The sequence below is a fragment of the Streptomyces sp. 13-12-16 genome, assembly GCF_002114215.1.
Taxonomy (GTDB): Bacteria; Actinomycetota; Actinomycetes; order Streptomycetales; family Streptomycetaceae; genus Streptomyces.
The window spans coordinates 1-10,608 of record NZ_NCTE01000214.1 but is presented as its reverse complement, the minus strand read 5'-3'; the positions used below and the strand labels follow the sequence as shown (position 1 = coordinate 10,608).

Genomic DNA, 10,608 nt, shown 5'->3' with positions numbered 1-10,608 from the left:
CCCCGCCCTCCCGCCGGGCCCGCGCGGCGAGAACCGCCCCGACCCCCCGCACGAACGCCTCGGGCGCGGCGGCCACGGTGCGCCCGCCGAGGAGCACCAGGTCGATGTCGAGCAGCCCGACGAGGTTCGCCGCCCCCGCCCCCAGCACCCTGGCCGCCTCGGCGACATCGCCGCGGGCGACGGCGTCCAGGCACAGCACCTCGACGCACCCACGGGCCCCGCAGGTGCACAACCGTCCGTCCAGCTGGACGACCTGGTGCCCGAACTCGCCCGCACCGGTCCTGGCCCCCCGGTACACGCTCCCGCCCATCACCAGCCCGGCCCCCAGCCCCGTACCGAGGTGCAGATAGGCGAAGGAACCCCCTTCCCCGCCGACCGCCAGCCCCAGCGCCGCCGCGTTGGTGTCCTTGTCGACGGCCACCGGTACGCCGAGCCGCCGCGCCAGCGCGTCCCGGAGCGGAAAGCCGTCCCACTCGGGGAAACCGGTGACCCGGTGCAGCACACCCTTCTCGTGGTCGAGCGGTCCGGGCAGCGCGACCCCCACCCCGAGCGGGGCCCGGCCTCCCCGGTCCGTCCCGTCCGCCCCCGGCACCCGGAGCGCCTCGACGACCCCGGCCACCCGCGCCAGTACCGCCTCCTCCCCCGCGCCCAGGTCCAGCGGTGCCCGCCTCCGGTCCACCACCGCACCGTCCAGGTCGACCAGCACCGCCCGCATCTCGTCCCGGTCCAGGTGGACGCCCACCGCGTGTCCCGCCTCCGGGACCAGCCGCAGCACCGTGCGCGGCTTTCCGCCCGTGGACGCCCGGCGCCCCGCCTCGGCCGCCAGCCCGTCCGCCCGCAGCCGGGCCGTGATCTTGCTGACCGCCTGCGGGGTGAGCCCGGTCCGCTCGGCGAGTTCCAGCCGGCTGATCCCCTCCGCCCCCGCGGTCCGCAGCAGGTCGAGCACGAGCGCGGTGTTGTGGCTGCGCAGGGCGAGCAGGTTCGCCCCCAGCGGGGCCCCGTGCACCCCGTACGACCCCTGCGCCCCGTACGCCCCGCCGATGCCGTCGTTCGTCCTGTTCACCGGCCCATTCTCTCTCCTGCTTGCACTTTGGCAACAGCGTTGCCAAAGTAGAGCCATGACTGGCACTCCCCTCCGCGTCGGACTCGTCGGCTACGGCCTCGCGGGCTCCGTGTTCCACGCCCCGCTGATCGCCGCGACCGAGGGCCTCGCGCTCGACACGGTGGTCACCTCGAACCCCGAGCGGCAGCGGCAGGCCCGCGCCGAGTTCCCGGACGTACGCGTCGCCGCGACCCCGGACGAGCTGTTCGCCCGCGCCGGCGAACTGGACCTGATCGTCATCGCGTCCCCGAACAGGACGCACGTCCCGCTCGCCACGACCGCCCTGAAGGCCGGTCTGCCGGTCGTCGTCGACAAGCCGCTCTCCGGCACGGCGGCCGAGGCGCGCGAGCTGGCGGACCTCGCCGAGGAGCGCGGCCTGCTCCTCTCCGTCTTCCAGAACCGCCGCTGGGACAACGACTTCCTCACCCTGCGCAAGCTGATCGAGGAGGGCGAGCTCGGCGACGTCCACCGCTTCGAGTCCCGCTTCGAGCGCTGGCGCCCGCAGCTCAAGGGCGGCTGGCGGGAGTCCGGCGACCCCGCAGAGATCGGAGGTCTGCTCTACGACCTCGGCAGCCACGTCGTCGACCAGGCGCTGGTCCTCTTCGGCCCGGTGACCACCGTCCACGCCGAGGCGGACATCCGGCGCGACGGCGCGCAGACCGACGACGACACGTTCATCGCGCTGACGCACGCGAACGGCGTCCGTTCCCACCTCTACGTCTCGGCGACCACGGCCCAGCTCGGCCCCCGCTTCCGCGTCCTGGGCTCGAAGGCCGGCTACGTCAAGCACGGCCTCGACCCCCAGGAGGCCGCCCTGCGCGACGGCCTGCGCCCCGGCACCGGCTGGGGCATGGAACCCGAGGAGCTGTGGGGCCGCATCGGCGCGGGGGAGTCCCCGGTGACCGGCGGCGGACACCCCGTACCGACCCTCCCGGGCGACTACCCCGCCTACTACGCGGCCGTGGCGAAGGCCCTGTCGGCCGGCGCCCCCAACCCGGTGACCGCGCGGGAGGCGGCCGCCACCCTGGACGTACTGGAGGCCGCGCGGCGCTCGGCCCTGGAGAAGGTGACGGTGACGATTTGACCACCCCGAAGCAGACCCCGGAGCTCACCCCGAGCGTGGAGGAGCTGGAGGCGCAGGAACGCCGCCTGGTCTTCCGGCGGTTCACGTACGACGACGCGTGGGCGCTCGGCTCCCTGCTGGTGGAGATGGCGCGCGAGCGCCAGGCCCCCGTCGCCGTCGACATCCACCGCGCGGGCCAGCAGCTCTTCCACGCCGCCCTGCCCGGCTCCGCCCCCGACAACGACGCCTGGATCGCCCGCAAGCGCCGGGTCGTCGAACGCTACGGCTCCGCCTCCTACCTGGTGGGCGCCCGCCACCGCGCCAAGGGCACGACGTTCGAGGCGTCCTCCCGCCTGGACCCCGACACCTACGCGGCCCACGGCGGCTCCTTCCCCGTCACGGTGGAGGGCGTGGGCGTCATCGGCGCGGTGACGGTCTCGGGCCTCCCCCAGCTCCAGGACCACCGCTTCGTGGTGGAGGCCCTGGAGCGGTTCCTGGCCGAGCACGGGACCGCCGCGTCGGACTGAGGTCCGCCCCGCCGTGAAGGGCCCTCGCCGCGTCGCGGTGAGGGCCCGGTGCCCGCCCGGGACGGGGACGGCTCAGACGCCGGCTATCGACTGGATCCAGGAGCGGTACGCCGTCACGTTGGTGTACGCCGTGGTCGTCTGGCGGTCGCTGGTGGAGGCGACGCCCACCTGGACGCCGTTCGCCATCATCGGGCCGCCGGAGTCGCCGCCGGCGGTGATGCCGTCGCCCCGGCGGGCGCAGATGGCGGAGCCGCCGTAGGCGTCGCTGCAGCCGCCGGTGACCGTGACGTTGGCGACCTTCAGGTAGCGGGACTGGCAGTTGGCCTCCGAGCCGCACCGGGAGGTGGCGCCCCAGCCGTACACCTGCACGTTCTGTCCGACGCGCACGGTGCCCGGCTGCCCGAGGCTCGCGTAGGTCGCCGACACGGAACGGTCGAGGCGGACGAGCGCCAGGTCCGCTCCGTGGGTGTAGGTCTGGACGCCGTTGGCCACGGTGCCGCCGCTGTGCTGGTCCAGGCTGCCGATGCGGAACGACAGTCCGCCGCCGGTGACGCAGTGCTTGGCGGTGAGGATCCAGGTCGGGGCGATGATCGTGGCCGAACAGGTCTCCCTGCCGTTGGAGAACAGCCGGGCGGCCCAGGGACCGCTGGAGGCGTACCCGCCGCCGATGATGGGCTGCGGGGCCTTGGTGGTCGGGGGTGCCGGTGCCGCGGTGGCGGTCGCGGTGGGGACGAGAAGCGCGAGGACGGAGACCGCCGCTGCGGCGAGAGCGGGAACGAGCCGTGTGATGCGCAAGGTTCCTCGATTCGGGGAGTCACGTCGCCTGGACGTGTGCGTGTGGGGGTGACGGCCCCATGGGCCGTGCCCACGACGAACCGCCGCCTGCCGACGGCAAGTTCGTCATGGGCACGCCCAGAATCCCGGAGGAACCCCGAACGGGGGTACTAACACTTGGCGATAACACGGTGCTATGGCCGCGGGAAGAGGAGGCGTGGAAAGCCCGGCGCCGCCCCACTTCTCCACCGACGTGAGCCGACCGACCTCAGGGGCGCGGGGCTGTGTTCACATGCGGCTCCGCCGCGCGGGCGCGACCAGCCACGACGAACCCGCAGCCGACGACGAACCGCAGCTCCCCACCCCGTAGTCGCCCCCTCCCCCAGCGGAGCGCCTACGCGTCCTCCAACTCCTGCCGCTGCCGCCCGAGTCCGGAGATCTCCAGCTCCACCACGTCCCCCGCCCGCAGGAACGGCTTCGGCTCCGGCTGTCCCAGCGCCACCCCCGCCGGCGTCCCGGTGTTGATGACGTCACCGGGGTACAGCGTCATGAACCGACTGACATACCGCACGACTTCACCCACCGGGAAGATCTGCTCGGCGGTCGTCCCGTCCTGCTTCAGCTCCCCGTTGACCCACAGCCGCAGCGACAGGTCCTGCGGGTCCCCGACCTCGTCCGCCGTCACCAGCCACGGTCCCAGCGGGTTGAACGTCTCGCAGTTCTTCCCCTTGTCCCAGGTCCCGCCCCGCTCGATCTGGAACTCCCGCTCGGAGACGTCGTGCGCGACGGCGTACCCGGCGACGTGCGCGAGCCCGTCCTCCGCCGACTCCAGGTACCGCGCCGTACGCCCGATCACGACCGCCAGTTCGACCTCCCAGTCGGTCTTCACCGACCCGCGCGGCACCAGCACCGTGTCGTTCGGCCCGACGACCGTGTCCGCCGCCTTGAAGAAGACGACCGGCTCGGCGGGCGGCTCGGCCCCCGTCTCGCGGGCGTGGTCGTGGTAGTTCAGCCCGATGCAGACGACCTTCCCGATCCGCGCCACCGGCGGCCCGACCCGCAGCCCCTCCCCGTCCAGCGCGAGCAGCTCCCCGCCGTCGGCGGCGGCCCTGATCCGCCCGAGCGCGGCCTCGTCGGCGAGCAGCGCCCCGTCGATGTCCGCGACGAGACCCGACAGGTCACGCAGGACCCCCTCGTCGTCGAGCAGCGCGGGCCGCTCCTGTCCCGCCGTACCGACTCGCAGCAGCTTCATGATTCACGTCTCCCTCGATCGCGGGCCCGTCCGACGGGCACGGCCCGGTTGCGGCGGGGCGCAGCCATCGGAGGACTGTTCGATCCTCCAAGCCCGTGCTCCACTCCGCAAGACCCGGTTCACGTACTGGACCTCGAAGGACCGCGCCCCCAGTTCCGACAGCCCTCACTCCCCAGGGGCGCGGGAACCGCGCACCCGGCCCCCACGACCCCCGCCCACCGGCCGGCGGCACCCCCGTTCCCGGCCCGCCCCGCGCTAGCGGTACAGCACGGACCGCTCCACCACGCTCCACGTCGTGCTGGTCACCATGTACAGCGCGGCCGCCAGCGGCATGACGGCGACGGTGACGAGCGTGAGGAACGACATGAACGGCATCACCTTGGTCACCGCCCCCAGCCCCGGCACCCGCTCCCCCTCACCGGCCGCGGGCACCGCGGGGTTGGCGGCCATCGTCCGCCGGGACAGCCGGTACCCGAACCAGGCGACCACGGTGACGACCGCGAACAGCCCGACGTACACGAGTCCGGGCCCGCCGAACACCCCGCCGTCCCCGAGCGCGTCCGCCCACCGGCCGCCGAGCGGCGCCTCGAACAGCCGGTGCCCGAGCAGCTCGTTGGCCCGTCCCCCGATCGTCTCGCTGGAGAACAGGTGGTACAGCAGGAAGAACACGGGCAACTGGAGCAGGCCGGGCAGGCACCCGGACAGCGGCGACACCTTCTCCCGCGCGTGCAGCTCCAGCACCGCCCGCTGCAGCTTCTCGGGGTCGCGGCCGTGCTTGCGCCGCAGCTCGGCGATGCGCGGCTGGAGCGCCGCCCGCGCCTTCTGCCCCCGCGCGGCGGCCCGGGACAGGGGGTGGACGAGGAGTCGTACGAAGGCGGTGAACAGGACGATCGCGGCAGCCGCCGCGGAGACGCCGAACAGCGGCTGGAGCAGGTCGGCCAGGTGCTCGACCAGGCTGGCGAAGACGGACATGGGTGAGCCCTCCGAGGGGTCTCGTCGTGCCGGAAGTACGGAAAGGACGGCATGACGACCCGCGGCGGGGCGTGGTGAACGTACGGAGGAAGCGCCCTACGCGGCGGTCGCCAGGAGGGCGTGTCCCGGTGCCCGGGGTCTGGTGCGCCCCTTGGCGTCGGGGTCGCGCTGGGGCAGGAAGGCCGTACGCCGGTCACGGTCGCGTATCGCCGTACGCACCCGGGTGGGCGCCACGGCGGGCGCGCAGCGGGCGGCGAGGAGCACGCAGACGGCGAGCGCGGTACCGGCCGCGGCGGTCGCGGCGAGCGCGACGTCGGCCAGGGAGAGGCCGCCAGTGGCCGGCAGCAGGAGCAGGACGGCCTGGAACAGCGGAAGGAGCACGGCGGAGACGGAACGCGCGGTCGCCCGATGACGGATCACTCGCCGCCCCCCCTCTCGTCCCCTCGCCCCTGCCCTTACCGGAGTTATACCGGATCGACCTCGACGGGCTGAAGCAGCCGCTTCGGCTTGAGCAGCGCCCGACTGACCGGATCCGCCGGGTCCGGATTGAGTCCGGGCCCCGGCACCACCTCAACGTCCGGCACGGGCACGACGGTTCCGCAGGCCGCGCATTCGCCGTACGGGCCGATCTCGGTGCCGCAGTCGGCGTGCCGGAAGACGCGCAGTTGGATCCGCGTGAGGTGTTCGCGTCCCCACAGGCCGAGCGCCCGCAGGGTGGGCCACAACGCGATCCCGCGGTCGGTGAGGACGTACTCGTCCCGGGGCGGCGACTCCTGGTACCGGCGCTTCTCCAGGATCCCCCGTGCGGTCAGCGCCTGGAGGCGGGCGGCGAGCACCGCGCGCGGGATGCCGAGGTGGACGAGGAAGTCGTTGTAGCGCCGCACACCGTAGAACGCGTCGCGGATCACGAGCAGCGTCCAGCGTTCCCCGATGACCTCGAGGGCGCTCGCGATCGAGCACTCCTGTGCCGCGTAGTCCTTGCCCAGTGCCATGCCGTCCACTGTAACCACTTTCCCAGCCGTTGGTTCAATGACCGAACTCATGGTGCTACGGTGAGCCACCCAGCTGGGTTCAATGAACGAACCCACTCGATTCGGAAGCCCTCGTCACAGCGAGCCGATCCCGTAGAGGACCCCCGACAGACATGACCGGCACCGATTCCTCCCCCGCGACCGCGGAGACCACCGCCCCCACAGCCGTGCGGCCGGAAGCGGCCCCCCGCCAGGACCCGCCCCCGCGCCCCGGCGCCACCCTCGCGCTGACCAGCGTCGCCACCGCCGTGGCGCTGATGACGTACACCGCGCCGATCGTGACGCTCCCCGACACCGCGGCCGCCCTGCACACCCCGCTGTCCGCCCAGGCCTGGCTGCTCAACGGCACCCCGCTGGGCCTCGCCGCCCTGCTCCTGGTCGCCGGCAGCCTCGCCGACGACTACGGCCGCCGCCGGATCTTCGTCTCCGGCACGCTCGCCCTCGGCATCACCACGGCACTCGGCGCGTTGGCCACCACCACCTGGCTGTTCACCCTGGCCCGCGTCGCCCAGGGCGCCGCCAGCGCGGCCCTGCTGGCCAGCAGCCTCGGCCTGATCGTGCACGCCTTCCCGACACCGGCCGGCCGGCTGCGTGCGACGGGCGTGTGGGGCGCGTTCGTCACCGGCGGCATCGCGGTGGGCCCGCTGCTCGCCGCGGGGATACCCGACTGGCGCGCGGTGTACGGCGTCCTCGGCGCCGCCGCGCTGATCACCGCCGCCCTCGGCACCCGCGCGCTCACCGAATCACGCTCCCCGCGCGGAGGCCGCCCGGACTTCGCCGGAGCCGTCACCTTCGGACTCGCCCTCGTCGCGCTGGTCGCGGCCCTCACCCTGGGCCGGGACGGCTGGCTGCGCACACCGGTGTGGCTGCTGCTCGCGGCGGCCGTCGCGCTCCTCGCCCTGTTCGCCCTGGTGGAGCGCCGGACGGCCACCCCCATGATCGACCTGTCCCTGCTGCGCCGCCCCGGCTTCCTCGCCTCCTCCGTCGGCGGCCTGTTCACGGGCCTGTCGGTGATCGGCCTGTTCAGCTTCCTGCCGGCGGTGCTCCAGCGCAGTCTCGGCATGTCCGCGATGGACACGGCCTGGCTGACCCTGCTGTGGGCGGGCCTCGCCTTCGTCGTCGCCCTCCAGGCCCGCCGCCTGGCCGGCCGCGTCCCCACCCGGGTCCAGCTGGCGATCGCCTTCGTCCTCCACGCCGGCGGTGTCCTGACGATGCTGGGCGCGGTCGGCGCGGGCTCCACGGCCCGCTTCGTCCCCGGCATGATCATCGCCGGGGTCGGCAGCGGCCTGCTCAACGCGGCACTCCCCCTGCTCGCCGTCGAATCGGTCCCGCCGGCCCGGGCCGCGATGGGCTCCGGCGCCCAGCAGACCTTCCGCTACATCGGCTCCTGCGCCGGCGTCGCCCTGACCATCGCCGTCGCGACCTCGTCGAGCGGCGGGCCGGCCCGGGGCACGGACATCGCGATGGTCGTCTCGGCCGTCCTGGCACTGGTCGCGGCCGCGGCGGTCATGGGTCTGCGGGAACGGAAGTAGGACCGGACGGCGCGCACAGGTGCGGACGGAGCGGCGCTCGACCCGGCCGGGTCCCATGACGAGCATCACGGACTCCCGCTCGTACGTGGCCGACCGGGGCCCGGGACATCCCACGGTCGGCGGCCGTCTCACCTTTGTCACCCACCGGCAGTACGGTGTCCACCATGCGCCCCGACACGCCTGCCGAAAACGTCGACCACACCGCCGAAGCCGACCGCCTGGAGCGGACCGCCGACCTCTACCCCGAGGACGCCGAGGCCCTGCTCCTGCGGGCCGCCGCCCACCGCGAACTCTCCGGCGACCGCCCCGCCGCGACCGCCCTCTACGACCGCCTGCTGACCTCCTCCCGGGAACTGGACGACCCGTACCTGGTACGGGCCCTCAAGGCCTCGAACCTCTGGGAGTACGGCCACGAGGCGGAGGCCCGCGCGATCATCACCGGCATCCGCACCGCGGCCCCGCGCGACGCGGCCCCCTGGGTGATCGTCGCGGAGTCCCTGGAGGCGCACGACGAGCTGGAGCAGGCGCACGAGACGTTCACACAGGCGGTGCTCCTCCTCCTGACCGGCGTCGAGAAGCCCCCGCGCACCACCCACCCGCTCCTCTTCGGCCGCCACCGCGTGCGCAGGATGCTCGGCGCGGCGCACGACGAGTGGGACGCGCTCGCGGACACCGTCCACACCCTGCCGATCACCCTGGACGAACTCCACGACCCGAAGCGGGTGTGGTCGCTCGGCTCGGAGAACCCGGTGGAACTGGAGGCGGAGATCGTCCGCCTGCGCGCGGAACTGGGCGCGTACCGGGAGGCGCTGTCCCGCCCGTTCCCGGTGGCGGTGCTGCACTGGCCGGCCGGCGAGCTGACGGAACTGCTGTCGGCGTACCCGACGCTCGCGGAGGAGTACCCCACGCACGAGGGGCACCTGGCCTCGATAGAGGCGGCCCTGCGCGAACTGGCGGCGTCCGGCACCCCGAACCTGGGCATCGTGACGGGCACGGTCCCGTCGTACGAGGCCTTCGCCGCCTCGGAGCTCGCCTCCCCCACCGACCCGGCCCTGCTCCCGCAGTACGCCACGACGCTGGCGGCCCGGGGGCGGGCGGTGGCGTGGCCCCCGGAGCGGCCGGCGGCGTGCTGGTGCGGTTCGGGACGGACGTACGGGGAGTGCCACGGCGTGTGACGGCCCCTCGGGGCGGGGGCCCGCGGATCAGGCCGTCGCCCGGTCCCCGACGGTCACCCGCTCACCCGGGGCGCACCGCACCAGGCGCGCCCCGTGGCCGCGGCGCCCCGCCTCCGCGAGGAAGTCCTCCAGCGGGGAACGGAACACCGTGTAGTCGCTGTGGTGCACGGGCAGCGCGCGTCGCGGGCGCAGCAGGTCGAGCAGGTCGGCGCCCTGTCCGGCGTCCATGGTGACCACCAGGCCCCCGGGCAGGGTCGTACCGCCGAGGTGCAGGACCGCCAGGTGGATGTCCGGGTACCGTACGGCGATCTCGCGCAGCCCGTCGTACATCAGGGTGTCGCCGGACAGGTAGAGGACCAGCCGGACCTCCCCCGCGCGGTCGCCGAACTCCAGCAGGCTGCCCATCACGGGCGGCAGCAGGGCCCGCAGCGGGCCGGGCGCGTGGCGGCCCGGCAGCGAGGTGATCCGCACGGAGGAGTCCCCGTGCCGCAGGGTGCGGCTCTGCCAGGTGCGCAGCCCGGTGGCGCGGCGGAACCCGTACAGGCCCTTCAGCAGGCGGGCACCGTGCGGGGTGGTGACGAACGGCAGACCCCGGTCCAGCCCGCGCCTGGCCACCCGGTCGAAGTGGTCGCCGTGCAGGTGCGAGAGCACGACGGCGTCCAGGTCCGCGTGCGGCAGGTCCGCCACGTCGACGGCGGGCTCGGTCAGCCGGCGCGAGCGGAGCCCGTAGCCGAGGTGGGCGAACTGCCCGCGGTGCAGGAAGTTCGGATCGGTCAGCAGCGTCAGCTCCCCGTAGCGGATCAGCAGGGTGGCGTTGCCGATGAAGAGGACCTCCGCGGTGCCCTCGGGCGGATTCTGCCGCACGGCCGACTCCCTCCGTCGTACGTGAGTCCCCGTACGCCCCGGGTGCACGGAAGCGCCGGATCCACACCCGCGCCGGGCACGCCGTCCCGGCCGCCCTTCGACCGCGCGGTTCCCGGCGGGGGCGGACGCGCGGCCCGCTGGCCACGATCACACACCCGCCGAACGCGGACCGCGACGTCGGCCTCACGGGGCCGGGCGGGGCCGTCCGGCTCCGGCGGGGCCGTCCGGCTCCGGCGGGGCAGGAGGGGTCAGCCCGGTCGGCCGTGGGAGCCCGCTTCGAGGGGCGCGCGAAGGGCGGCCAGGGGCGAGGCGATGC

At 74.2% G+C, this 10,608-nt stretch carries 11 protein-coding genes; 4 read left to right on the top strand and 7 right to left on the bottom strand.

Translation table 11 applies throughout. The features are described from left to right. The coding region (locus B7767_RS09835) for an ROK family transcriptional regulator (RefSeq protein ID WP_107485947.1) at positions 1-1,063 on the bottom strand (1,063 nt) is incomplete at its 3' end. Positions 1,064-1,118: 55 nt separating this feature from the next. Here B7767_RS09835 and B7767_RS09830 point away from each other — a divergent pair. Both B7767_RS09830 and B7767_RS09825 read left to right on the top strand, forming a co-directional pair. Beyond that, on the top strand, positions 1,119-2,186 hold the full coding sequence (locus B7767_RS09830; protein WP_085571856.1) for a Gfo/Idh/MocA family oxidoreductase: 1,068 nt from the start codon (positions 1,119-1,121) through the stop codon (positions 2,184-2,186). After that, positions 2,183-2,692 carry a heme-degrading domain-containing protein gene (locus B7767_RS09825; RefSeq protein ID WP_085571855.1) on the top strand — a complete coding sequence of 170 codons (510 nt, stop codon included), beginning with the start codon at positions 2,183-2,185 and terminating at the stop codon, positions 2,690-2,692. Before B7767_RS09830 ends, B7767_RS09825 begins: the two co-directional genes overlap by 4 nt. 72 nt (positions 2,693-2,764) lie before the next feature. Here the strand turns inward: B7767_RS09825 and B7767_RS09820 are convergent, their stop codons facing one another. The 5 genes from B7767_RS09820 to B7767_RS09800 all read right to left on the bottom strand — a co-directional run bounded on the left by B7767_RS09820 (position 2,765) and on the right by B7767_RS09800 (position 6,682). Next, complete coding sequence (locus tag B7767_RS09820; protein ID WP_085571854.1) at positions 2,765-3,487, bottom strand: trypsin-like serine protease; 723 nt, start codon at positions 3,485-3,487, stop codon at positions 2,765-2,767. A 373-nt stretch (positions 3,488-3,860) separates the two neighbouring features. Beyond that, the gene (locus B7767_RS09815; RefSeq protein WP_085571853.1) at positions 3,861-4,718 is read right to left on the bottom strand and encodes a fumarylacetoacetate hydrolase family protein; all 858 of its coding nucleotides are present in this window, start codon (positions 4,716-4,718) and stop codon (positions 3,861-3,863) included. A gap of 255 nt (positions 4,719-4,973) precedes the next feature. Continuing rightward, on the bottom strand, positions 4,974-5,690 hold the full coding sequence (locus B7767_RS09810) for a YidC/Oxa1 family membrane protein insertase (RefSeq protein ID WP_085571852.1): 717 nt from the start codon (positions 5,688-5,690) through the stop codon (positions 4,974-4,976). 96 nt (positions 5,691-5,786) lie between these two features. Continuing rightward, complete coding sequence (locus B7767_RS09805; RefSeq protein WP_085571851.1) at positions 5,787-6,110, bottom strand: DUF6412 domain-containing protein; 324 nt, start codon at positions 6,108-6,110, stop codon at positions 5,787-5,789. 44 nt (positions 6,111-6,154) lie between these two features. Beyond that, on the bottom strand, positions 6,155-6,682 hold the full coding sequence (locus tag B7767_RS09800) for a helix-turn-helix domain-containing protein (protein ID WP_085571850.1): 528 nt from the start codon (positions 6,680-6,682) through the stop codon (positions 6,155-6,157). A gap of 152 nt (positions 6,683-6,834) precedes the next feature. Here B7767_RS09800 and B7767_RS09795 point away from each other — a divergent pair, with 152 nt between their 5' ends. Together B7767_RS09795 and B7767_RS09790 are read left to right on the top strand one after the other, a co-directional pair. Beyond that, positions 6,835-8,253: an MFS transporter gene (locus B7767_RS09795; RefSeq protein WP_085571849.1), complete on the top strand. Its 1,419-nt coding sequence runs from the start codon at positions 6,835-6,837 to the stop codon at positions 8,251-8,253. A gap of 164 nt (positions 8,254-8,417) precedes the next feature. Continuing rightward, positions 8,418-9,428: an SEC-C domain-containing protein gene (locus tag B7767_RS09790; protein WP_085571848.1), complete on the top strand. Its 1,011-nt coding sequence runs from the start codon at positions 8,418-8,420 to the stop codon at positions 9,426-9,428. Positions 9,429-9,455: 27 nt separating this feature from the next. Here B7767_RS09790 and B7767_RS09785 read toward each other — a convergent pair whose 3' ends face one another. Next, entirely contained in the window at positions 9,456-10,292 is an 837-nt protein-coding gene (locus B7767_RS09785; RefSeq protein ID WP_085571847.1) for an MBL fold metallo-hydrolase, read from the bottom strand. Between the last annotated feature and the right edge of the window lie 316 nt (positions 10,293-10,608).

Excerpts from the sequence above, each read along its gene's own strand:
- B7767_RS09830 (WP_085571856.1), top strand. The coding sequence starts at position 1,119 with ATGACTGGCACTCCCCTCCGCGTCGGACTCGTCGGCTACGGCCTCGCG.
- B7767_RS09815 (WP_085571853.1), bottom strand. The coding sequence starts at position 4,718 with ATGAAGCTGCTGCGAGTCGGTACGGCGGGACAGGAGCGGCCCGCGCTG.
- B7767_RS09810 (WP_085571852.1), bottom strand. The coding sequence starts at position 5,690 with ATGTCCGTCTTCGCCAGCCTGGTCGAGCACCTGGCCGACCTGCTCCAG.
- B7767_RS09800 (WP_085571850.1), bottom strand. The coding sequence starts at position 6,682 with ATGGCACTGGGCAAGGACTACGCGGCACAGGAGTGCTCGATCGCGAGC.
- B7767_RS09795 (WP_085571849.1), top strand. The coding sequence starts at position 6,835 with ATGACCGGCACCGATTCCTCCCCCGCGACCGCGGAGACCACCGCCCCC.
- B7767_RS09790 (WP_085571848.1), top strand. The coding sequence starts at position 8,418 with ATGCGCCCCGACACGCCTGCCGAAAACGTCGACCACACCGCCGAAGCC.